The following is a 21,831-nucleotide window of genomic DNA, read 5'->3' as shown; positions in this document are numbered from 1 at the left end:
GGGTCCCGCCGCGGCGGACGACCTGTGGCGTCTGAACGCGAGCGGAGACCTTCCATGCCCATCGGTCGTTCGAGCATCGAGACCCGCGATCCCGCGACCGGGCTCGACAGGGTCGATCCGGTCTGGACGCGGCTGCGGCGCGAGGCGGAAGCCGCGGTCGCGGCAGAGCCCGCGCTCGCCGGCCTGATGATGGCCTCCGTGCTGAACCAGCCGAGCTTCGAGGCGGCGGTCAGCCATCGCGTCGCGTCGCGCGTCGCCCATCCGGCGATGGCGGCCGATCTGATCGAGCAGGCCTATGACGAGGCGCTGGCCGGCGATCCCGACATCGCGGCCGGCATGCGCGCCGACGTCGCGGCCGTGCTGGAGCGCGACCCGGCCTGCTACCGCGTGCTGGAGCCGGTGCTCTATTTCAAGGGCTTCCATGCGCTGCAATGCCACCGCCTGGCGCATTGGCTCTGGCGGCTGGGCCGGCGCGATTTCGCGCTCTATCTGCAGAGCCGCTCGTCGGAGGTGTTCCAGACCGACATCAATCCCAACGCGCGCATCGGCAAGGGCGTCTTCCTCGACCATGCGACCGGGCTCGTCGTCGGCGAGACGGCGGTGATCGAGGACGACGTCTCGCTGCTGCATTCGGTGACGCTGGGCGGCACGGGCAAGCAGGGCGGCGACCGCCATCCCAAGATCCGCAAGGGCGTGCTGATCGGCGCGGGCGCGAAAATCCTCGGCAATATCGAGATCGGCCAGTGCACCCGCGTCGCGGCGGGCTCCGTCGTGCTGCGGAGCGTGCCGCGCAACAAGACGGTCGCGGGCGTGCCGGCCAAGGTCGTGGGGGAGGCGGGCTGCGCCGAGCCCTCGCGCTCGATGGACCAGATCCTGACCGGCGATTGCGGCGCGGATATCTGAGGGCTTACGCCCTTTCCAGCCAGGCTTTCGCCCGCTCCGCCAGCGGATGCGGATCGCGCTGTCGCGCCGGCGTCAGCGCCATCCGGTCGCCCGTCGGCATCGCCTGGCCGAACGGCGCGACCAGCCGGCCGTCGTCGAGATGCGGGCCGATCAGGCTTCTGCGCCCCGTCAGCACGCCGGAACCCGAGAGCGCCGCATCCAGCGCCAGGCTGTAGAGCGAGAAGGACGGCCCGCGCGCCGGATCGACCGCCGGCTCGCCGACGAAGCCGAGCCAGCGCCGCCAGTCCTGCCGCCAGACGGCGTCGTGCAGCAGCGTTGCGCGCGCGAGATCGGCCGGCCTCGACAGCCGCACCGCAAGCGCCGGCGCGCAGACCGGCAGGATCGCGTCCTGCCCGTCGCCCTCATGAGCCACGTAGAACAGCGCCAGGTCGTGCGGCTCGCGGCGCGGATCGGGAGGCTCCTCCATCGCCGAGACCGAGACCTGCAGTTCGGGAAAGGCGGCGCGCAAGCCAGCCAGCCTCGGCGAAAGCCAGAGCTGGGCGAGGCAGGGCAGGGCGGCGATGGTCAGCGCCCGCCCGGAATGCCCGGCCCGCAGCGCCTCGACGCCGTGGCCGAGCTCGTCGAAACCCCGGCCGAGGCGCGGCAGCGCGTGGCGCGCCGCATCGGTCGGCGCGACGCCCTGCGGCAGCCGGCGAAACAGCGGAAAGCCGAGAAAGGCCTCCAGCTGCCGGATCTGCTGCGTCACCGCGCCCGGCGTGACGCCGAGCTCGTCGGCCGCCTTGGCGAAGCTCTCGCCTCGCGCCGCCGCCTCGAAGGCGCGCAAGGCGTTGAGCGGCGGCAGGCGCGGGCGGGGCGGCTTGACCGGCATGGCGGACCTTGATCGAGGCTGAGCTTTCCTCAGCCTGCCGACGACGAATACTCGTTTGCGCGAGCCGGCGCAAACCGCTCATATCGCTCGCCTTCCGCAGCATCGGGACCGGAGATCCCCACCATGACGGCTTTGAGCAGGCGCGACTGGGTTCCCGCCGCGAGCGAGGATTACGTGCTGAAGGTCGCGGGCGAGGTCGCGGGCCAGCCGCCGGACGCGGTCGAAGCGCGCATCGCCGCGCTCACCGCCGAAAACCGCATCATCCACGAGCGCGACTGCATCAACCTCAACCCCGCCACCAACGTCATGAACCCCAGGGCCGAGGCGGCGCTCTCGGCGGGCCTCGGCGCGCGGCCCTCGCTCGGCTATCCCGGCGACAAATACGAGATGGGGCTGGAGGCGATCGAGCAGATCGAGATCATCGCGGCCGAACTCGCCGCGCAGGTCTTCGGCGCGAGATACGCCGAGATCCGCGTGCCGTCCGGCGCCATCGCCAATCTCTACGCCTTCATGGTCGCGGCCAGGGCGGGCGACTGCATCATCGCGCCGCCCCCCGCCATCGGCGGCCACGTCACCCATCACGGCGCCGGCGCGGCGGGGCTTTACGGCATCGTCACACATCCCGCCCCGGTCGATCCGGTCGACTACACCGTCGATCTGACCCGCCTGCGCGAAGACGCGCTGCGGCTCAGGCCGAAGCTCATCTCGATCGGCGGCAGCCTCAACCTCTTCGCCCATCCGATCCGCGAGATCCGCGCGATCGCCGACGAGATCGGCGCGCTGGTGCTGTTCGACGCCGCCCATATGTCGGGCATGATCGCCGGCCGGGCCTGGCAGCAGCCGCTCGATGAGGGCGCTCACCTCATGACGATGAGCACCTACAAGAGCCTCGGCGGCCCGCCCTCGGGCCTGATCGTCACCAACGACGCGGAGATCGCCAGAAAGCTCGACGCGATCGCCTATCCCGGCCTCACCGCCAATTTCGACGCCGCGAAATCGGCCTCCCTCGCCATCACTTTGCTCGACTGGAAGGAGCATGGCCGCGCCTATGCGACGATGATGGCGCGGACCGCGCAGGCGCTGGGCGAGGCGCTGGTCGCCCATCAGGTCCCGGTCTTCGCCCGCGACCGCGGCATCACGACCTCGCACCAGTTCGCGATCGAGGCCGCCCCTTATGGCGGCGGCCAGGCGGCGGCGAAAAAGCTCCGCGCCGTCAACATCCTCTCCTGCGGCATCGGCCTGCCGCTGCCGGAGGTGGCGGGAGACGTGAACGGCCTGCGCCTCGGAACGCCGGAGATCGTCCGCTTCGGCATGACGCCGGCGGACATGCCGGAACTGGCGGGGTATATCGCCGAGGGGCTGAGCGGGGCGAGGCCGGCGGAGGCGGTTGCGCGGGATGTGACGGAAATGAGAGGGCGGTTCAGGGAGTTGCGGTTCATGAGATGAGGGGAGGGCGTTGGCAAGCGCGACCCGGCGGCATGTCTGGCGTTTGCCCGTCCCTGACCTATGGTTGCGATAACGGAGAAATCGCAATCGGCTGGCGGGAGCCGTTCCTGCCGGACGCAACCGGGGCGCGGGCGGATTTTCCGGCGCTGAGCGATCTGTTTGTCTACAATGGCTCGCGCGTCATGCCGGGGAGGACGTGGGTGATCGCGCCTGACAAGCAAACACTAACAGCGCGCTGGGGGCGTTTGCAGGCCGAACGTGACGAGGTCATCAGGGAGCGCCTGGCGGACGGTGTTCCCGCAGATGGCGAACTGGCTTCCGGACGACGAGGCCGACCAGCTCCGGCTTGAATTCCGCAGCGAAATGCAGCGGCTCGACCGGGCGGCTTGATCGCGGGCGAGGCTCCTGCCACCCGCCGTCGGCAGCCTCAATCCCCGCCCCCACAGACCCGTGCCATGAGAAGGAAAAGGCCCCCCGCGCTTGCCCTCCCGGCCCCGTCATGGCATCGCTCCGGCCAACAGATGAGGACCAGGACCGTGGACAAGACAGAACTCGCCAAGCTCGAAGCCTATCTGCGCCGCACCTTCGCGAACCACGCGATCAGCGTGCGCGCCCGGATGAAGAAGACCGATTCGGCCGAGGTCTATCTCGCCGACGAGTTCATCGGCATCATCCATGTCGACGACGAGGACGGCGACCGCTCGTTCAACTTCACCATGGCGATCCTCGACGTCGACCTCGACGACTGAGGCCGCCGCTTCCGGAATGCTGCTCCGGAGGCCGCCTGGCCCGGCCTTCCGCGCTTTTGATGCTCACGGACATCAGTCCGCTGCGCTCCGGTTCTCGAACGCCACGCCAGCCGACTCACCGGAGCGCATTCCGAGAGCGACGGTCTGCGGCCTGGCGAAACCGGAAAGCTCAGCGCATCATCCCGTCGATGGTGCGGCGGACGCCGCCGAGCATCAGTTCCCAGTCGGCGATGATCGTGCGCGGGAAGCGGATGTTCACGTCGACGCCGCGATGGCGGAAGGTGACGCGGCACAGCTCGTCGAGGGATGCGCCCGCGTTGGTGTCGAGCGGGCAGCGCGCCGCGAAGCCGCGTCCGTCCGGCACCGAGACGTAGAGCTCGTCGCCCTCATAGGGCGAGCCCTTGCGGAAGCCGCGCACGACGAGGCCGCCGGGATTCGACCAGACGGTCGGAGTCAGGAAACGGGCATAGACGGAGAGCTGCGTCGCCGGCTCGTTGACCTTGTCGGGCGGGCTCAGCGTCACCAGGAGCCGGTTGCGGCCCTGCAGCTGCGCCGGCCCGAAGCTCGGCCAGTCGAGCCGCAGGCGCACCATGCCGACGAGGCGGCCGGCGTCGTCGGCCTCGGGGCCGATCAGGCCGCGCGGCACCGAGAGCGCGACATCGCCGATGCGGGCGGGTTGCGTCTGGGTCGCCGCTTCGCCGTCGGGGCGGTCGGCGTGGAGCGCGAGGCCGGTGGCGGCCGCGCCGATCAGCATGATCGCGAGAGCCGCCTTGACGAGCGCGCCGTCGGCGCGCGGCAGCACCGGGGGCGGGCGCTTCAGTTTCTGGCGGATCAGCGTGGCGAGGTCCGCGGCCGGCTGGGCGTTGGGCTGGTGCGAGAGGGAAGCGGTCACGGTCGTTTTTCGCCTTCGGAGCAGGACGCCGGCAGTGAAGCATCCCGGCCTTAACGCACCGTAAACCATAACCCTCGCGGCCGGCGGCGGCGCTCCTCGCCTGTCGGCCCGCCAGAGGCGCGTTTACCATCGCTCGAGGCTTTTCTTCACCATTCGTAAACCATGCGGCACTGTGGCGCCGGTCCAAGCCCGGAGCCTTTCGTCGTGTCGCTCGATCCCGCCGCCATAGCGGCGCTCCAGTCGCTGTTCATCGGATTCGCCTTCGCCGGCCTGCTCGCCAGCGCCTTCGAGCTCTTCACCGCCCGCCGCGCCGATTTCGAGCTGCTGCGGTCCGGCGGCCTCGCGGCGGTGGCGAGCGTGCCGGTCGTGGTCTTCAGCGCGCCCTTCCTGATCCTGCGCAACACGGTGCGCGGCCGGCGCATCGAGGGCCGGCCGTTCGTCTTCGTGATGCTGGCGAGCATGATCGCCGGGCTGTGGAGCATGGCCTGCGGCCGCGTCGTGCTCGATCTGCTGCAATTCGTCGCCGGCGCCTGACGCGAGGTTGCTTGACGCAAGCCCGCTTGCCTCTGCAATTCTCGCCGGCTCGACCAGCGAAGGATCGCCTGCCATGCCGCTTTATTCACTCGACGGGGTCGCCCCGGAGGTTCCGGACGACGACGCCTGGTGGCTCGCGCCCGACGCCCGTCTGATCGGCAAGGTCAGGATCGCGGTCGATGTCGGGATCTGGTTCGGCGCGGTGTTGCGCGGCGACAATGAGTGGATCGGGATCGGGCAGGGCAGCAACATCCAGGAAGGCTGCGTCCTGCACACCGACATGGGTCACCCGCTCAGCGTCGGCGCCGGCTGCACCATCGGCCATCGCGCCATTCTCCATGGCTGCGTGGTCGGCGACAATTGCCTGATCGGCATGGGCGCGACGGTGCTGAACGGCGCCCGGATCGGCCGGAACAGCCTGGTCGGGGCGAATGCGCTGGTGACCGAGGGCAAGGCGTTCCCCGACAACTCGCTGATCGTCGGCGCGCCGGCCAAGGCGATCCGCACGCTCGACGAGGCGGCCGCCGCCGGCATCGCCGGCTCGGCGATCAACTACGCCGCGCGCTGGAAGCGCTTCGCGGCCGGAATGAGGCGGCTCGGCTGAACTGACCTGCGCGCTTCAGAAAGGTCGGGCCGGCCTCCCTGGGGAAGGGAGACCGGCCCTGTGGCGAAACCCGGCCTGGGGACGGGTGGGGTGGGGACGTGACCGAGCCTCGCCTTTGGGTTGGAGCGTCGCGGGCGTCCCTTGCGCCCGGCGTCGTCTCCAAGGGATCGCCTCAGCCGGCCACGTCCGGCGGCTGCGGCGGTGCTTCGTCGATCCTCAGCGCAGCGACGCGACGCTCGGCGTCTGCAGGCCGCCGAGCGAGGTCCAGCCGACGCGGGCCTGGGATTCGCGCTTGACGTAGATGTAGCCGGTCTGGGCCCAGGGCAGGACCGCGTTGCGCTTGTTGTCGAGGATATAGTCGCCGCGATCGGTGCGGATCATCAGCACGGCATGACCGGCGTTCTCCTCGTCGATCACGACCGTCATCAGCAGGACCCGGCGCGGCACGCCGGCCTCGGCGAGACGCTTGCGCTTCAGCAGCGCGTAGTCCTCGCAGTCGCCCTTGCCGTCGGTCGGAATGTCCCAGCGGTCGACCACGCCCCAATGATCCTGGTCGGTGACGGCCTCGATCTCGCGGTTGGCCTGGTTGTTGATCGCGACGATCGTCTTCCAGAGCTTCGGCGTCATCTCGACGCTTTCGGGCTCGCCGACATCGACGCGGCACTCGGCCGGGCTGCGCTTGCACAGGTCGCTCCAGGCGTAGGGAGCCCTGGCGTCGCCGGAGGTCGCGATCGGCAGGCTGGCGACCGGCAGGCCGGCGCTCGACTGCGCCTGGGCGGCGGAGCCGGCGGCGGTGATGAGCACGGCGAGCGCCGGACCGAAGAAACCACGATGAATGAACTGCATGACGTCCCCTTTCTTGTCCCTGGGGCCGACATTGCGTGGGGCGCGTGGATTTGATTTGAAATGAAAGCGAGCAATTTTATGTATTCGGCCGATATGGGCTTGCGCCATGGAACAGTATAAATTCACTGCGAATGCGAAGGTAATAAATTCCGGCGCTGCATTTGGAGGCCGTTAACCAGCGCTCGCCGCCATGATGGTGATCGATCCTTCGACGCCATAGGGCCGGCCGGCTCCGCGCCGCGCGCCAAGCGAGCGCATCCGGATCGTCTTCGATACTGACGGTGGCTCGCCGGCGCCAACAAGGCAGGCCGCGCGATGAAACGTCGCCGGCCGGTGCGATGTCAGGCTGACAGCGAAAAGCGGAACGTGGTCGCGGCCCGAGGCCGTCAGAGCTCCAGATTCTCGTCGAGCACGTCGGCCGAGAGCGGGAAGCGGAACTCGACGGCATAGCCGCCGTCGAAGCGCCGGACGAGCCGGCCCAGCGTCGAGCCGAGCCTGACGGGCGTGCCGAGCGGCAGGTCGAGATCGGTCGAAAAGGCCGCGCCCGAGAGCGAGATGTCGATGATGCGCACGACGTGCTCGGCGCCGTCGCCCATGGTCAGGACGCAGCGCGGGTTGCGCGGCACGATGCGCTCGTGGCGGCGATCCTCCGGCAGGCCGAGCTCGTCGCGGTTGGCGAGCCAGGTCAGTTGCGCGGTGAACTTCTCGCGCTTGCGGCTGGTGGCGGTGATGGTCATCGCGAAGCCTTCCATCGTGGTGCGCACGGCGACGCCCTCGATCCGGCCGAGATGCTCGAGATAGACGATGACCCTGTCGCCCGGCGCGGCCTTGGCGGGGGCGGCGAGATGCACGCCGCCCGGCGAGATGTCGATGCTCTGGCAGGGATATTCCATGCGGTTGGGCAGCATGTAGCGGCCCAGCAGAACCACCTTCATACGGTGGTGCCGCCTGCGCTCGGCGGGACGGGAAGCCGTACGGGGCGTTTGCAGCGCGCTCAGCATCGAGTGATCAGCCTGTGTTCGGGGGCGATCCTAGCGACCGGCTGGTTAACGGTCGGTTAGATTCTCGACGCCCGCCGCGAAACTCGCTCCGGCGGGTTTTCATACCCGCCCGCCCGGAAGCACCATGAATTTCGGCGGGGCGAGGCGCGGCCTCGGCTCGGGCGCCTGTTGGGGCGGCGAGTCGGGCCAGAGCATGCGCAGCGAGATCATCCGCATCGAATCGAGCGTGTCGAGGCCGAGCCAATCGGGCGAGATCGCGGGAGACAGCGCGCCGAGCACGCGGGCATGGGTGCGGCCGCGATAGCGCAGGGGCAGCAGCAGCAATTCGAGATAGATCGGCGCGCCGGTCCGCGTCTCGCCGGACAGGCCCGCGACCGCGCCGGCGCTCTCGTCCATCACGGTCTGGACGAGGCGGCGCATGTCGCCTTGCGATTCGACGTCCGGCCAGAGCGCGGTGAAGGCGCGGCCCCTGAGTTCGCTGCCGATCAGCGCGCAGAGCCTGGTGCCGGCCAGGCGGAAGACCGGACCGATCGGCTCGTTCTCGAGCACGAAGGTGTCGGCCAGCGCGTGGCGCAGCGCGCCCGGCTCGATCTCGCCGCGTTCCGGCGCGGCGCGCTCGCCGCGCAGCGCGTTCCAGTACTCGAAGACCATGCGGGTGCTGGGGTTCTTCATGCCGGCGTCCAATACTGGGTTGGTCCTTCTCCGGCACGCCTCGCGTCCTGAAACGGGGCGATTGCGTCCGGATGAGACACGTTCGGGTCCATCTGGATGTGTCCGACGCACTCGCCATGCCGTCTTGCCACGGGGCAGGGACGGGCGGAGGCCGAAGGGCCGGTTAGGGTTAACGAAACCTTGCGATTGTGGATAACCCCTTAAAATGCCATTCAAATCCGATCGATTCCGCGAGGCGCGCAGACGCGTTCCGCGTCCGGAGGGGGCGGAGGGGATGTGACCGCGACGCCTGCTCGTCGGGCGTCGGCCACAGCCGGAAAAGGGGAGCGCCGCCAGGCTGCTCCCCTTTTTTCCATGGCCGGCGATCACGCTGGCCCGCCATGGCGCGGCGCCGGCTTGCCTCCCGCTTCCCCATCGGCGAGGCTGACGCCCATGTCCGACCCTCGCCCCGGTCCGCTCGCTCCGTCCGGCCGCGAGCCGATCCTCAACCTGCCCGCCGTCATCGTCTGGCTCAGCCTCGTCCTCGTCCTGATCCAGGGCGGGCGGATGCTGCTTCCGGCGCTCGACGATTACCGGGTGATGTCCTGGCTCGCCTTCGTGCCCGCAAGGCTCAGCCTCTGGCTTTCGCCGGACCGGATCGACGAGATGCTCGACGGGCTGGCGCAGACGCTGCCCGGCCAGTCGCTGGCAGACCGGCTGCGGCTGGTGCGGTTGCTGCTGGTCGATGCCGGACCGAGGCTGTGGACCCTGCTGACCTACGGGCTGCTGCACGGTTCCTGGCTGCATCTCGCCTCCAACGTGCTCTGGCTCGCCGCCTTCGGCAGCCCGGTGGCGCGGCGGCTCGGAACCGCGCGCTTCCTCAACCTGATGGGATTGTCGACCATAGGCGGCGCGCTGGTGCATTGGCTGGCGCGCGATCTCGACGTGCTGCCGCTGGTCGGCGCGTCCGCCGCCGTCTCGGGAGCGATGGCGGCGGCGGCGCGTTTCGTCTTCGCGCCCGGCCTGCGCTTCGGCGCGCTCGGCGACGACCGGGTGGTCAAGGCCATCCCCGCCGAGCGCCTCGGCCAGCTCTGGCGGAATTCGCGCGCGCTGATCTTCATCGCGATCTGGTTCGTCACCAACATCCTGTTCGGGGCCGGGCTCGTGCCGATCCTCGGCGAGGAAACGAGCATCGCCTGGGAAGCCCATATCGGCGGCTTTGTCGTGGGGCTCCTGCTGTTTCCGCTGCTCGATCGTGGCGCCATGCGGACCTGACACGTCTCATGGCTTTTTCGGCATGCGCCGCGCCATGGCCTTGACCGCGCGCCACAGCCTTGCCTGCGCCATGCTCTTCGCCCACACTCGCATCAGTGCTGGATGCGAGATGGCCTTGGCGCAACGCATGCCGAACCGGCCGCTATCGCTCCGCGCGGAATCCGCGCGCCGGACAACGGCTGCGCTCGGGCAGGAGGAACGCATCCATGAATGTCTCGCAGCTTCTCGGCGACAAGGGGCATGAGGTCGTGTCGGTGCAGCCGCACCGGACGCTCGCCGAAGCGGTCAAGGTGCTGGCCGAACGCCGCATCGGCGCGGTCGCCGTGACGGGGGCCGACGGCGCGCTGACGGGCATCCTGTCGGAGCGCGACATCATCCGCGCGCTCGGCCAGCATGGCGCGGCCGCGCTGGAGGGCCCGGTCTCGAAGGCGATGACGGCCAAGGTCGTGACCTGCCGGCAGCAGACCAGCGTCGACGAGCTGATGGAGATCATGACGTCCGGCCGCTTCCGGCATGTTCCGGTCGTCGAGGATGGCCGGATCACGGGCATCGTCTCGATCGGCGACGTGGTGAAGTACCGTCTGGCCGAGATCGAGGCCGAGGGCAGGGCCATGCGCGACTACATCGCGATGGCTTGAGAGTCCGTCCCTAAACTCTACTCCGGAGGCCGTCCGACGCAGCCTTCCGCGCTTCCGGCGCTCACGGACAGATGTCCGCTCCGCTCCGGTTCTCGAAGGCCGCGCCAGCCGACTCGCCGGAGCGAGTATCGAGACGGCTCTCCCAGTTCCAATTTTGCCTTCAGTCGACGGCGACGCTGCTGCTACTGGCCACCATGGCCGCGACGTCGTCGAGCGAACGGCGCGCCGCCTGACGGCCGAACTCCATGATCTCGTCGGCACGGTGGAAATCGAACAGGCCGATGCGGCCGAGCTTGGGGCCGATCATCACGTCCGGCGGGTCGCCGGCCAGCCGCGAGCGCGAAATCCGGTCCTGCGTGATGTTGAAGGCGTCGACCATCACCCCGGCGAGACCCGGCCTGTCCTGGGCGTGGCGGCCGACCATGCCGCGCATCCGCCGCGCCGCGCCGGCGATGCCGTCGAGCCAGCGCGAGGTCGGGCGGACGTCGATCTCGGGCAGGATCTCCGGATCGGGATCGGCCGGGTGGCTCTGGATCGTGGTGCCGCGCCCGGCGAGGTCGCTGTTCAGGTTGACGCAGATCACCACGTCGGCGCCCATGGCCCGGGCGGCGGTGACGGGCACCGGATTGACCAGCGCGCCGTCCATCAGCCAGCGGCCGCCGAGCTTGACGGGATCGAACACGCCGGGCAGCGCGTAGGATGCGCGCAGGGCCTCGACGACGGGGCCGCGCGTCAGCCAGATCTCGTGGCCGGTGCCGAGCTCGGTCGCGATCGCGACGAAGCGCTGCGCCAGATCCTCGATGCGCGTCTCCGCAAGATCGCGTTCGAGCAGGCGCTTCAGCCGCCCGCCGGCGATCAGGCCCGCGCCGCCGATATGGAAATCCATCAGGCCGACGACGCGGCGCTTGGTCAGGGTGCTGGCGAATTCGGCGAGCTGCGGCAGCTTGCCGGCGCAGAAGCAGCCGCCGACCACAGCGCCGATCGAGGTGCCGGCGATGACGTCGGGGCCGTATCCGGCTTCGGTCAGCACCTCGATGACGCCGATATGGGCCCAGCCGCGCGCCGCGCCGCCGCCGAGCGCGAGTCCGATCCTCGGCCTGCCGATCCTGGACCTGGCGGGCCTGCTCCCGGCCTCGGCCGTCATCTCGCCCATGGGAGCTCCGCCTCCGCCCAGTCCGAAGGCGCGCCTGGCGATGTCATCCCACAACATGGTCCCGGCCCTCCGCGGGAGAGCCAGAATGACGAGGCGGGAATGAGCGAAGCGTGAACCATGCCGGCGATGACCCGGCGATATCGGCGGCATTTGACGGATAGATGAAATCTTGGTGAAAGCATCGCAAACGCCGCGTCCGGAGAGGTTCCGTCAGCGCTTCGCAAGCGGCAGGCCGGCATCGGATCCGACGGGCTTGACCCGGTAGAAGCACGAGCGGCGCCGCGTGTGGCAGCAGCCGCCATCGCCCGCGACCGCGACCTTGATCCAGATCGCGTCCTGGTCGCAGTCGACCCGCATCTCGACGATGGTCTGGACCTGTCCCGAGGTCGCGCCCTTGCGCCAGAGCTCGCGGCGCGAGCGCGACCAGTACCAGGCCTCGCCGGTCTCGATGCTGCGCTGGAGCGATCCGGCGTTCATATGCGCGACCATCAGCACCTCGCCCGTGGCGACGTCGGTCGCGACGCAGGTGACGAGGCCGCTGGCGTCGAAGCGGGGGGCGAGGATCTCGCCCTCCTCGAGCGCCTGCTTGTCCGCGATGACGGGGAAGGGGGACATGGCTGGCTCCGGACAGGAAAGGGCGCGCCCTCGCGACGCGCCCTCCTAGGCGATTTCCGCGGTGACCGCCAAGCGGGCGGCCTGTTTCAGAGCCCCGCCGACTTCACCATGGTGAAGAAGCGGACCTGCTCCGCCGGATCCTTGAAGATGCCGGTGTACTGCGTCGTCATGGTCGAGGAGCCCTGCTTCTGCACGCCTCGCATCGACATGCACATGTGCTCGGCCTCGATCAGCACCGCGACGCCGCGCGGTTTGAGAGCCCGCTCGATCACCTGCGCGATCTGCGCCGTCATCGTCTCCTGCGTCTGCAGCCGGCGGGCATAGACATCGACGATGCGGGCGAGCTTGGACAGGCCGACCACGCCTTTCGACGGATAGTAGCCGATATGGGCCTTGCCGACGAAGGGAGCCATGTGGTGCTCGCAATGCGAATAGAACGGGATGTCGCGGACCAGCACCATGTCGCGGTAACCCTCGACCTCCTCGAAGACGCGGTCGAGGATGTCGTCGGGATCCTCGTGGTAGCCCCTGTAGAACTCGCGATAGGCCTTCGCGACGCGACGCGGCGTCTCCAGCAGGCCCTCGCGCGACGGATCGTCGCCGGCCCAGAGAAGCAGGGTGCGCACGGCGGCTTCCGCCTCCTCCTGCGTCGGCTGCTTGATCAGAAACTTGTCTGCGGAGGGGCTGAGCGCCCGCTCGACGGACAAGGACTTAACCACAGGGATCATGTGGCGCCTCCCGTTACGGTTGAGGCCACTACGCAGACCGCCGGGTTCTGGACCAGTGGCGCGAGGGCGGTTGACAAGTTTCAGGCCGCGACGATGCGGGCCGGATCGGAGCCTCCCATAATTCCGCGACACTTCCTATATTGGTCGTCGACGCCGCGCATGCCAGCCCCGGTGGAGACGATGACATGCTGAGCGACGTCTACAACAAGCGCATCCTCGAACTCGCGGCCGACATCCCGCTGCTGGAGCGGCTGGCCGAACCGGACGCCAGCGCCCGGGCGCATTCGCGACTGTGCGGCTCGACCGTGACGGTGGATGTCTGCATGGAGGGCGATGTCGTCACGCGCTTCGGCCATGACGTGAAGGCCTGCGCGCTCGGCCAGGCCTCGTCCTCGATCATGGCGCGGCATGTCGTCGGCTCGACGGCAGACGAACTGCGCCGGGTCCGCGAGCAGGCCCGCGCCATCCTCAAGGACAATGCCGAGCCGCCGGACGGCAAATGGGCCGATCTCGCGGTGCTCGTGCCCGTGCGCGACTACAAGGCCCGCCATGCCTCGACGATGCTGACCTTCGATGCGGTGGTCGACGCGATCGGGCAGGTCGAGGCGCGGCGTGCGGGTTTTGGAGAATCTGCTTCTAGCCCGGATCGAGCAGTTGCAACGCCGCGTTCGGCGTAACTGGCGAGGATAATCCTTCCGTGTCCCACATCGCGCCGTTCCACGGATCGAAAACCGGCACTTTGGCTTGGACGAATTCATCGATGTCGCGCGTGACGACGATCAGTTCCGCTTCGGCAGCGGTCGCCGCGATCATGATATCGGGTTGAGAGAAGATATGGCCGCGCTTGCGGCCGTCCTGATCACATGGCGCCAACGAACCAGCACGGCCTCGGACACCGGCAAGACATGATCGGCGAATTGCGGGCGCAACGCGTGGTCCAGCCAATGCGGAAGCTCCGCAACACGCTTGGGGTCAGCCAAGAGTTCGATGCCGAACCGGATTTCAGCGAAAGCGACGGCGCTGACATACCGCGCTGTTCCGGGCATTGCCTCGACGAGGCTGACAACGCCCACCGCGGCGCGCGGTCTGCGCAATTCCGAAAGGACGTTGGCGTCGAGAAGGAAGCCCTTCACCAGACGATGTCACGAACCGGGCCGCGTTCGCCGGTTCGCTCGAAATCGACGCCGTCCAGAGGAGCTGCCACCGTGATGGCGAGCAAGGTCGCTCCGCTGCTGGCTTTTGCCGACGCTGGCGCACCAATTATACGCTCGTACTCGGCGACGTCGAGAACCACGACGGCGTCCTCGCCTTTTACCGTCACGCGTTGCGGAGCGCCCTGTCGCGCACGCCGGACGAGATTGTCAAAACCCGACCTGGCTTCCGCAAGTGGCCAACGGTCATCGGCCCTGACGTTCTGTTTAAAGCGCATGATCTCGTCCCGATGACGTCGATACCGGCAAGATAGAGCCAATAAGAACGGAAGATCACATCGAACGATGGCGTATCTCTCACTTCAACCCGAACGCCTTCCTGATCTCGGGCTTCGTCTCGTCGAAGCGGGCGCGGAAGGCGCGTTCGGCGAGCAGGGCCCTGGCGACGGCGCGGCCGGCCTTGTCCCCGGCGACGAGGTCGGTCGGGTAGTGGAAGCCGCAGACGAGCCGGCTCTCGCCGTAGTCCTTGACCCGCTCCTCGAACTTCGCCGCATATTCCGGCACGACCTCGGTCAGGAGCTCGGCATAGAGCGCGGCGGTCGCGGCGTGGCCGGAGGGGAAGGAGGAGCCGTCGGGGCGCCCGCCCGGGCAGGGCTTGATCCTGACCTTGTTCCAGACGGTGAAGGGCCTTTGCCGGTTGGTCAGGCGGCGGACGCCGAGCAGGACGATGCCGAGCTCGACCTGCGCCTCGCGGAAGAGCAGCCGCATCTCGCGCTGGGTGGTCGCGACGAAGGCGTGGTCGATGCCTTCGAGGAAGCGCGCGAGCGTCTGGTACTGGTCTTCGATGGCCTGCTTCTCGCGCTCGGGCGTGCGCGCCTGGCTGATCTGCAGGACGCGATCGAACTCGGCCTTCTGCTCCGGGGAGGTCTGCGCCGGCGGCAGGCCGATGACGCCGGCGATGTCGATCTTGCCGGGATCGAGCCAGAGCAGGCTGGTGCGCTGCTGGGCCGCGGCCGGGAGCGCCGGCAGCGCGAGGCCGGCCGCGAGCGTCAGCACGGCCGCCATCTGGCGGCGCGGCGCGGTTCGTGGAAGAGGGTGGAGCATGGCGAATCCCGGCTGCGACGACGAGCGCGATGAAATGGCATCGAATCGCGCCTTGTCACGTCTTTTCGCGAAGGCCTCCGGTTTGACGTCCGCGCCCAGACAGGGCGCGCATTGGCTGATCCGCGGCTACCAGCTCAGCCTGTCGATGCTGATCGGCCGGCAGTGCCGGCACTGGCCGAGCTGCTCGACCTATGCCGACGAGGCGATCCAGCGCTTCGGGCTCTGGCGCGGCGGCTGGGTCGGGTTCGCGCGGATCTGCCGCTGCACGCCGCTCGGCACCTCGGGCATCGATCTCGTCTGCGAGGAATTGCCGCCGGGGGCGCGCTGGTATAGGCCGTGGTCCTATGGCCGCTGGCGCGGCGTCAACGCGCCTCCTTCCGAGGGCTCGGCGGTCTTCCATTCCGGCGCGGAACCTGCTGCGGGCGACGGAACGCGATCTTCGCATCCGTAGCAGGCCGTATCCTTTGAAAACTTTGGCTTACGGGGTTTGTATCCCCGAGTGAGCAGGAGCCGATCGATGACGATCTCCCTGACATTTCCCGACGGCGCGAAGCGCGACTTCCCCTCCGGCGTCACCGGGGCGGCGATCGCCGGCGGCATTTCCCCCTCCCTGCTGAAGCGCACGGTCGCGATGGCGCTCGACGGCGTCGTCGTCGATCTCGCCGATCCGATCGGCAAGGACTCGAGGATCGAGTTCCTGACCCGGGACGATCCGCGCGCGCTCGAGCTGATCCGGCACGACTGCGCCCACGTCCTCGCCGAGGCGGTGCAGGAGCTTTTTCCGGGAACGCAGGTGACGATCGGCCCGGTGATCGAGGGCGGCTTCTTCTACGATTTCGCCCGCGGCGAGCCGTTCACGCCGGACGATCTGCCGGTCATCGAGGCGAAGATGCGCGAGATCGTCGCGAGGGACGCGCGCTTCACCAAGGAGGAATGGAGCCGCGACCGGGCGAAGGATTTCTTCAGGGCGAAGGGCGAGGCCTACAAGGTCGAGCTGGTCGAAGCGATCCCGGAAGACCAGACGCTGAAGATGTACGCGCAGGGGCAGTGGATCGACCTCTGCCGCGGCCCGCACATGACCTCGGTCGGCAAGGTCGGCACGGCCTTCAGGCTGACGAAGGTCGCCGGCGCCTATTGGCGCGGCGATTCCAGCAACGCCATGCTGACGCGCATCTACGGCACGGCCTTCGCCAGGCAGGACGAACTCGACGCGCATCTCAGGCAGATCGAGGAGGCGGAGAAGCGCGATCACCGCAAGCTCGGCCGCGAGATGAACCTGTTCCACTTCCAGGAGGAGGGGCCGGGCGTCGTCTTCTGGCACGCCAAGGGCTGGCGGCTGTTCCAGGAGGTGCTGGCCTATATGCGCCGGCGGCTGGCGGGCGACTACGAGGAGGTCAACGCGCCGCAGGTGCTCGACAAGTCGCTTTGGGAAACCTCGGGCCACTGGGGCTGGTACCAGGACAACATGTTCGCGGTGAAGTCGGCCTCGGCCTTCGAGAACCCCAACGACCCGACGCGGGACCAGAAGGTCTTCGCGCTGAAGCCGATGAACTGCCCCGGCCATGTCCAGATCTTCAAGCACGGGCTGAAGAGCTATCGCGATCTGCCGATCAGGCTTGCCGAATTCGGCAACGTCCATCGCTACGAGCCGTCCGGCGCGCTGCACGGGCTGATGCGGGTGCGCGGCTTCACGCAGGACGACGCCCACATCTTCTGCGCCGAGGAGCACCTCGCCGCCGAGTGCCTGAAGATCAACGCGCTGATCCTCTCGGTCTATGCCGATTTCGGCTTCACCGACGACCTCGTCATCAAGCTCTCGACCCGGCCCGCGAAGCGCGTCGGCGCCGACGCGATGTGGGACCACGCCGAGGAGGTGATGGGCAAGGTCCTGGAGCAGATCAGGGCCGAGTCCAACGGCGCGATCAGGACCGAGATCAATCCGGGCGAGGGCGCCTTCTACGGACCGAAGTTCGAATACGTCCTGCGCGACGCGATCGGGCGCGACTGGCAATGCGGCACGACTCAGGTCGATTTCAACCTGCCGGAGCGCTTCGGAGCGTTCTACATCGGCTCGGACGGCGAGAAGAAGACGCCGAGCATGGTCCACCGCGCGATCTGCGGCTCGCTGGAGCGCTTCTGCGGCATCCTGATCGAGAACTTCGCCGGCCATTTTCCGCTCTGGCTCGCGCCGGAGCAGATCCTGGTCTGCCCGATCACCTCGGAGGCCGATGCCTATGCCGAGGCCGTGACCATGGCCTGCCTGTCCGAGGGCCTGCGGGCGCGCGCCGATCTGCGCAACGAGAAGATCAGCTACAAGGTGCGCGAGCACTCGCTGGCCAAGGTTCCGGTGATCCTCGCCGTCGGCAAGCGCGAGGCCGAGGAGCGCACGGTCACGGTCCGGCGGCTGGGCAGCCAGGCGCAGACCGTGATGCCGCTCGACGCGATGATCGCTGCGCTGACGGAGGAGGCGACCCCGCCCGACCTGAAGCGGCTCAGGGCGGCGCGGGCTGGCTGACCCGTCATTGCGAGGAGCGCAGCGACGAGGCAATCCAGGGCGGCGGAGCCCTACGTCCTTCCGGATTGCTTCGCCGCGCTCGCAATGACGGGGACAGCCCTGCGCTCATCCTCGCCAGATCCACATCCGCCATGCCAGATTGCCGCCCATGCTGACCGGCTCCTATCACAAGCGCCTCGATGCCGACCTGACCCGCTGGGTCGGCGAGGGCCTCGTCTCTCCCGCAAGCGCGACCGCGATCCGCCAATCGCTGGTGCGCGAGGGCGGCTTCAGGCTGCCCGGGCTGCTCGGCCTGTTCGGCGGGCTGCTGATCGCCTCCAGCGTCGCGGCCTTCGTGGCGGCGAACTGGGAGGAGATGCCGCGGCTGCTCAAGCTCGGCATGATCCTCGCCGGGATCGCCGGCGCGTTCTTCATCGCCGCGCGGCTGGAAGCCAAGGGCTCGACCATGGGCGCGAACGCGGCCTCGACCTGCGGCGTCCTGATCTTCGCGGCCGGCATCGCGCTGGTCGGGCAGATGTATCATCTGCCGACCGACTGGGCGGCCGGCGCCTTCCTGATCGCGCTCGGCGCGCTCGCCGTCGCCGTCCTGCTGCGCTCCGACGGCGCGCTGATCATCGCCTTCCTCGCCTTGGCGAGCTGGAGCTTCGGACGCTGGAGCGAGCAGCAGGACGCGGCGCCGCACTGGCCGTTCTTCATCCTGTTCCTGCCGGCCTTGTGGCTGGCTCTCGGCCGCCCCGGCCGCCTCGTCCATCACGCCGCCGTGCTGTCGCTGGCGATGTGGCTCGCGCTGGTCCCCGGCGACTGGATCAACGGCCCCTTCGATTACGGGCTGATCGCCTATGGCCTCGCCGTGTCCTGCGCCTTCGTGGCGCTCGGCGCGCTGGCGCTCGATCGGGGCCTGCCGCCGCTCGTCAGCGCCCTCCTGCCCTGGGGGCTGCTCGGCCTGACGATCGCGCTCTGCGTCGAGCTCGTCCGCATCCTCGACGCCAGCCTGTCGGGCGCCGGCAGCTCGGGCACGGCGATCTACCTCGCCTATCTCGCCGCGGCGCCGGCGATCGCGGCGCTGGCATCGCTGTCGCGCGAGCGGCGCTTCGCCTGGACGCTCGCCGCCGCGCTGCTGCTGTCGCTCCTGATCCCGGTCGTGTTCTGGAGCGGCGGCGTGGTCAGGCTGCCCGGCAAGGTCATCGTCGCGAGCCTGATCCTGTCGATCGCGATCGCGCTCGTCGCGGCGGGTGCGGCCGGCGGCGTGCGTCGGCTGACGCTGGCTGGCTCGGGCCTGTTCTTCGTCGCCGTGCTGATCCTGCTCTGGCAGACGATCGGCACGCTGCTCGACCAGTCGCTGTTCTTCCTCGTCGGCGGCGCGGCCCTGCTCGGGATGGCGTCGCTGACGCGGCGGCTCGTGGCGCGCTTCGCGAAGCCGCGGGGAGAGCCGGCATGATCGCGGTTCCCTCGCCCGACGCGCTCACCGCCCGCGTGCCCGCGCCCTGGCGCGCGCTCGCCGCCATGCTCGTGCTGAGCGGCGTGATCCTGCTCGTGGTCGAGAGCCGGGCGCGCATCCTGCGCTCTGGCGTCGAGATACGGCTGAAAACCGCGCCGGTCGATCCGCGCGACCTGTTTCGCGGCGACTATGTCGTGCTGGGCTACGAGATCGGCGCGATCGAGCTCGGAAGCGTCGCTGGTGACCGCGAGTTCAGGCGCGGCGACACGATCTACGTTCAGCTCGCGCAGGATGGCGAGGGCTTCGCCCGCGTGACCGGCGCGTTCAAGGCGAAGCCGGCCGGCGCCGGGCCGGTCATCGCCGGCCGGGTGCGTTCGGCGTCGCCCACGAGGCTGACCGTCGGCTACGGCCTCGAAAGCTATTTCGTGCCGCAGGGCGGCGGGCTTGCGATCGAGCGCACCGAGCGCAAGCGGATCGAGATCGTCGCCGCCGTCGCGTCCTCCGGCGAGGCTGCGATCAAGCGGCTGCTGATCGACGGCAAGCTCGTCCATGCCGAGCCGCCTTATTGACGCGCCGCTCTCCCAGCCCGTCTCCGACCTTGACGCCCTGAACACGCGCTTGTGATGACGCATTGACATCCATGACACCTTTCCGCCGTATATGAACGTAAGATGAATGGAAGAGTTGGCTTCCGTTCATGTTCGCTACGCGGGCGAGAGCCTGGAGAGGGATCGGTTCGTGGCGCAGGCGGCATCATTCGGGCGCTTTCTGGCTTTCGGCGGCGGCATGGCCGCCGTGGAGGCGCGCCCGGTGCGCGACGCCAGGATCGACGTGATTCGCGGCCTCGCTCTGCTGTTCATCTTCGTGAACCACATGCCCGGCAACATCGTCGCCGGGTACATGCCGCACAATTTCGGCTTCTCCGACTCCGCCGACGGCTTCGTGCTGCTGGCGGGCATTTCGGCGACGCTCGCCTATGGCGGGCTGATCGACCGGCGTGGCCTTTTGGCCGGCGCGAAGAAGATCGGCCAGCGGCTCTGGACGCTCTATGTCGCACATGCCGCGGTCTTCCTGCTGGTCTGCGCCGTGGTCGCGACCGCCGTGGCCCAGACCCGCAACCCCCTCTATATCGAGGCGGTCAACATCCAGCCGCTGTTCATCGAACCGCTGCGGGCGGTCTTCGACGCGCTGACCCTGCGCTACCAGCCCTATTACCTCGACATCCTGCCGCTCTACATCGTGCTGCTCGGCCTGTTCCCGGCGATCTATGTCGGGATGCGCTTCAACCCGCTGCTGACGCTCTCGGCCTCGCTGGCGCTCTGGTTCTCGGCCGGCCTGTTCGGGCTGAACCTGCCCAACACCGGCGCGGGCGGCTGGTTCTTCAACCCTTTCGCCTGGCAGCTCGTCTTCGTGCTCGGCGTGCTGATCGGCAGGTCGGCGCAGCTCGGCCTCACCGCGCCGAGGCTGCGGATCGTGGACGTGGCGGCGCTTGGTTTCCTGCTGTTCGCGCTCGCGATCAAGACCTCGTCGGGAAACCCGTTCGGGATCGCCCTGCTCAACGACTGGATCGAACAGGTTCAGCTCGGCACGGACAAGACCAACCTCGCCTTCGTGCGCGTGGCGCATGTGCTGGCGCTGGCCTGGCTCGCGATCCGCTATCTGCCGGCCGGCGGCGCGCTGCTCGCTACCGCCGCGGGACGCTTGCTCGCCCATGCGGGGCGGCACTCGCTGGAGGTGTTCTGCGTCGGGATCGTCCTCTCCGTCGCCGGACAGATCGTCATGGCCGAAACCGGCTTCGCGCTGGGCGTCCAGTTGCTGATTTCGGGCGTCGGCGTTATGATCCTGCTCGGTCTGGGGGTTTTCCTGTCTTGGTTCAAGGCGTCACACCACCATCGCGCCGCGGAGGCTGCCCTGCCGGCGTCCGGCGTCTCGCCGCAGCAATCCTGATCGCCGGGTCCTGGACGGGTCAGGCCGCCGCCGACCCGATGACGCTTGCCGACAAGAGCGATCCGCGCTGCCGCTTCGGCGCGGCCCAGCAGCCCTTCCAGCCGATGCTGCCTGCCGCCGCCAGGACGCTGCGGGAAACCGGGGCGCTGACCATCGTCGCGCTCGGCTCCTCCACGACAGCGGGTTCGGGAGCGAGCGCCACGGACAGGAGCTACCCGGCCGTGCTCGAGGCCGAGCTGAAGCGCCGTCTGCCCGATCGTGAGATCAAGGTCGTCAACAAGGGCATCGGCGGCCAGTCGGCCTACGACATGCTCCTGCGCATGGACGCCGACGTCATCGAGGCGAAGCCCGCCATCGTGATCTGGCAGACCGTGGTCAACGACGCTATCCGCCATGTCGGCGAGGAGAAGCTCGCCAAGATCCTGACCAAGGGCATCAGGAAGGTGCAGGCGGCCGGCATCGACATGGTCCTGATGGACCTGCAATGGCTGCCTCGCGAGGAGCGCTATCCGAAATACGACGACTACCGGACGGTCCTGGCGAAGACGGCCGACGAGCACGGCGTCTCGATCTTCCCGCGCTACGCGATGATGAAGAACTGGGCGCGCGCGAAGCAGTTTACCGACGAGGAACTCGTCGGGATGGACGGGATGGGCATGGTCGATGCGGGCTATCGCTGCCTCGCCGTTCGGATCGCCGACGGTCTCGTCGGCGCATTGACCGACGCCAGGCCAGGCTTCGCCGAGAGCCCCAAGCCGACCAACTGAGTCAAT

The 21,831-nt window shown here is 68.7% G+C and carries 26 protein-coding genes; 14 read left to right on the top strand and 12 right to left on the bottom strand.

The window, feature by feature from the left end; translation table 11 throughout:
• Positions 1-54: 54 nt before the first annotated feature.
• A complete protein-coding gene (gene cysE, locus AC1RRW_RS11175; RefSeq protein WP_492900816.1) occupies positions 55-903 on the top strand; it encodes a serine O-acetyltransferase in 849 nt (282 codons plus the stop codon).
• Positions 904-907: 4 nt separating this feature from the next.
• Here the strand turns inward: cysE and AC1RRW_RS11170 are convergent, their stop codons facing one another.
• Positions 908-1,771, bottom strand: a complete 864-nt coding sequence (locus AC1RRW_RS11170; RefSeq protein WP_492900815.1) for a LysR family transcriptional regulator — start codon at positions 1,769-1,771, stop codon at positions 908-910.
• A gap of 123 nt (positions 1,772-1,894) precedes the next feature.
• On the opposite strand from AC1RRW_RS11170, the gene glyA reads away from it, so the two are divergent.
• Together glyA and AC1RRW_RS11160 are read left to right on the top strand one after the other, a co-directional pair.
• Entirely contained in the window at positions 1,895-3,217 is a 1,323-nt protein-coding gene (gene glyA, locus AC1RRW_RS11165; protein WP_492900814.1) for a serine hydroxymethyltransferase, read from the top strand.
• A 536-nt stretch (positions 3,218-3,753) separates the two neighbouring features.
• Positions 3,754-3,966, top strand: a complete 213-nt coding sequence (locus tag AC1RRW_RS11160) for a DUF3126 family protein (protein ID WP_492900813.1) — start codon at positions 3,754-3,756, stop codon at positions 3,964-3,966.
• A 169-nt stretch (positions 3,967-4,135) separates the two neighbouring features.
• Here the strand turns inward: AC1RRW_RS11160 and AC1RRW_RS11155 are convergent, their stop codons facing one another.
• Positions 4,136-4,858 (bottom strand): hypothetical protein, encoded by a 723-nt coding sequence (locus AC1RRW_RS11155; protein WP_492900812.1) that lies wholly within the window; start codon positions 4,856-4,858, stop codon positions 4,136-4,138.
• A gap of 204 nt (positions 4,859-5,062) precedes the next feature.
• Between AC1RRW_RS11155 and AC1RRW_RS11150 the strand changes: the two genes are divergently transcribed.
• Positions 5,063-5,392, top strand: a complete 330-nt coding sequence (locus AC1RRW_RS11150; protein ID WP_492900811.1) for a DUF6949 family protein — start codon at positions 5,063-5,065, stop codon at positions 5,390-5,392.
• 73 nt (positions 5,393-5,465) lie between these two features.
• Positions 5,466-5,996 (top strand): gamma carbonic anhydrase family protein, encoded by a 531-nt coding sequence (locus AC1RRW_RS11145; RefSeq protein ID WP_492900810.1) that lies wholly within the window; start codon positions 5,466-5,468, stop codon positions 5,994-5,996.
• Positions 5,997-6,212: 216 nt separating this feature from the next.
• Here the strand turns inward: AC1RRW_RS11145 and AC1RRW_RS11140 are convergent, their stop codons facing one another.
• From AC1RRW_RS11140 to AC1RRW_RS11130, 3 genes are all read right to left on the bottom strand, one after another.
• Positions 6,213-6,842 carry a transglutaminase-like cysteine peptidase gene (locus tag AC1RRW_RS11140; protein WP_492900808.1) on the bottom strand — a complete coding sequence of 210 codons (630 nt, stop codon included), beginning with the start codon at positions 6,840-6,842 and terminating at the stop codon, positions 6,213-6,215.
• A gap of 386 nt (positions 6,843-7,228) precedes the next feature.
• Positions 7,229-7,843, bottom strand: a complete 615-nt coding sequence (locus AC1RRW_RS11135; RefSeq protein WP_492900807.1) for a PilZ domain-containing protein — start codon at positions 7,841-7,843, stop codon at positions 7,229-7,231.
• Positions 7,844-7,942: 99 nt separating this feature from the next.
• Positions 7,943-8,515: a PAS domain-containing protein gene (locus tag AC1RRW_RS11130; protein ID WP_492900806.1), complete on the bottom strand. Its 573-nt coding sequence runs from the start codon at positions 8,513-8,515 to the stop codon at positions 7,943-7,945.
• 432 nt (positions 8,516-8,947) lie between these two features.
• On the opposite strand from AC1RRW_RS11130, the gene AC1RRW_RS11125 reads away from it, so the two are divergent.
• Together AC1RRW_RS11125 and AC1RRW_RS11120 are read left to right on the top strand one after the other, a co-directional pair.
• On the top strand, positions 8,948-9,769 hold the full coding sequence (locus tag AC1RRW_RS11125; protein ID WP_492900805.1) for a rhomboid family intramembrane serine protease: 822 nt from the start codon (positions 8,948-8,950) through the stop codon (positions 9,767-9,769).
• A gap of 206 nt (positions 9,770-9,975) precedes the next feature.
• Positions 9,976-10,407, top strand: coding sequence for a CBS domain-containing protein (locus AC1RRW_RS11120; protein ID WP_492900804.1), 432 nt, complete (start codon positions 9,976-9,978; stop codon positions 10,405-10,407).
• 160 nt (positions 10,408-10,567) lie between these two features.
• Here the strand turns inward: AC1RRW_RS11120 and AC1RRW_RS11115 are convergent, their stop codons facing one another.
• From AC1RRW_RS11115 to folE, 3 genes are all read right to left on the bottom strand, one after another.
• Entirely contained in the window at positions 10,568-11,560 is a 993-nt protein-coding gene (locus AC1RRW_RS11115) for a patatin-like phospholipase family protein (protein ID WP_492900803.1), read from the bottom strand.
• Between the two features lie 210 nt (positions 11,561-11,770).
• A complete protein-coding gene (hisI, locus tag AC1RRW_RS11110; protein ID WP_492900802.1) occupies positions 11,771-12,175 on the bottom strand; it encodes a phosphoribosyl-AMP cyclohydrolase in 405 nt (134 codons plus the stop codon).
• A gap of 86 nt (positions 12,176-12,261) precedes the next feature.
• Complete coding sequence (gene folE / locus AC1RRW_RS11105; protein WP_492900801.1) at positions 12,262-12,903, bottom strand: GTP cyclohydrolase I FolE; 642 nt, start codon at positions 12,901-12,903, stop codon at positions 12,262-12,264.
• A gap of 185 nt (positions 12,904-13,088) precedes the next feature.
• Between folE and AC1RRW_RS11100 the strand changes: the two genes are divergently transcribed.
• Positions 13,089-13,580, top strand: a complete 492-nt coding sequence (locus AC1RRW_RS11100; RefSeq protein WP_492900800.1) for an iron-sulfur cluster assembly scaffold protein — start codon at positions 13,089-13,091, stop codon at positions 13,578-13,580.
• On the opposite strand, the gene AC1RRW_RS11095 is transcribed toward AC1RRW_RS11100, so the two are convergent.
• The 4 genes from AC1RRW_RS11095 to AC1RRW_RS11080 all read right to left on the bottom strand — a co-directional run bounded on the left by AC1RRW_RS11095 (position 13,540) and on the right by AC1RRW_RS11080 (position 15,158).
• Positions 13,540-13,716: a hypothetical protein gene (locus tag AC1RRW_RS11095; RefSeq protein ID WP_492900799.1), complete on the bottom strand. Its 177-nt coding sequence runs from the start codon at positions 13,714-13,716 to the stop codon at positions 13,540-13,542. The two genes, AC1RRW_RS11100 and AC1RRW_RS11095, sit on opposite strands and share 41 nt — an antisense overlap.
• Positions 13,713-14,036: a PIN domain-containing protein gene (locus AC1RRW_RS11090; RefSeq protein WP_492900798.1), complete on the bottom strand. Its 324-nt coding sequence runs from the start codon at positions 14,034-14,036 to the stop codon at positions 13,713-13,715. Before AC1RRW_RS11090 ends, AC1RRW_RS11095 begins: the two co-directional genes overlap by 4 nt.
• The gene (locus AC1RRW_RS11085) at positions 14,033-14,332 is read right to left on the bottom strand and encodes a type II toxin-antitoxin system prevent-host-death family antitoxin (protein WP_492900797.1); all 300 of its coding nucleotides are present in this window, start codon (positions 14,330-14,332) and stop codon (positions 14,033-14,035) included. Before AC1RRW_RS11085 ends, AC1RRW_RS11090 begins: the two co-directional genes overlap by 4 nt.
• A 79-nt stretch (positions 14,333-14,411) precedes the next feature.
• A complete protein-coding gene (locus tag AC1RRW_RS11080) occupies positions 14,412-15,158 on the bottom strand; it encodes a phosphatase PAP2 family protein (RefSeq protein ID WP_492900796.1) in 747 nt (248 codons plus the stop codon).
• A gap of 34 nt (positions 15,159-15,192) precedes the next feature.
• On the opposite strand from AC1RRW_RS11080, the gene yidD reads away from it, so the two are divergent.
• From yidD to AC1RRW_RS11050, 6 genes are all read left to right on the top strand, one after another.
• Positions 15,193-15,609, top strand: a complete 417-nt coding sequence (gene yidD, locus AC1RRW_RS11075) for a membrane protein insertion efficiency factor YidD (RefSeq protein WP_492900795.1) — start codon at positions 15,193-15,195, stop codon at positions 15,607-15,609.
• A gap of 66 nt (positions 15,610-15,675) precedes the next feature.
• Positions 15,676-17,673 carry a threonine--tRNA ligase gene (thrS, locus tag AC1RRW_RS11070; protein ID WP_492900794.1) on the top strand — a complete coding sequence of 666 codons (1,998 nt, stop codon included), beginning with the start codon at positions 15,676-15,678 and terminating at the stop codon, positions 17,671-17,673.
• Positions 17,674-17,821: 148 nt separating this feature from the next.
• Complete coding sequence (locus AC1RRW_RS11065; RefSeq protein ID WP_492900793.1) at positions 17,822-19,111, top strand: DUF2157 domain-containing protein; 1,290 nt, start codon at positions 17,822-17,824, stop codon at positions 19,109-19,111.
• Complete coding sequence (locus tag AC1RRW_RS11060) at positions 19,108-19,680, top strand: GDYXXLXY domain-containing protein (RefSeq protein ID WP_492900792.1); 573 nt, start codon at positions 19,108-19,110, stop codon at positions 19,678-19,680. Before AC1RRW_RS11065 ends, AC1RRW_RS11060 begins: the two co-directional genes overlap by 4 nt.
• A 169-nt stretch (positions 19,681-19,849) precedes the next feature.
• Positions 19,850-21,058, top strand: a complete 1,209-nt coding sequence (locus tag AC1RRW_RS11055; RefSeq protein WP_492900791.1) for an OpgC family protein — start codon at positions 19,850-19,852, stop codon at positions 21,056-21,058.
• 38 nt (positions 21,059-21,096) lie between these two features.
• On the top strand, positions 21,097-21,825 hold the full coding sequence (locus AC1RRW_RS11050) for an SGNH/GDSL hydrolase family protein (RefSeq protein ID WP_492900790.1): 729 nt from the start codon (positions 21,097-21,099) through the stop codon (positions 21,823-21,825).
• The last annotated feature ends 6 nt before the right edge of the window (positions 21,826-21,831 follow it).

It is taken from the genome of Allobosea sp. GW821-FHT12C12, from assembly GCF_058807355.1.
This window is presented reverse-complemented; position numbering and strand designations above follow the sequence as displayed.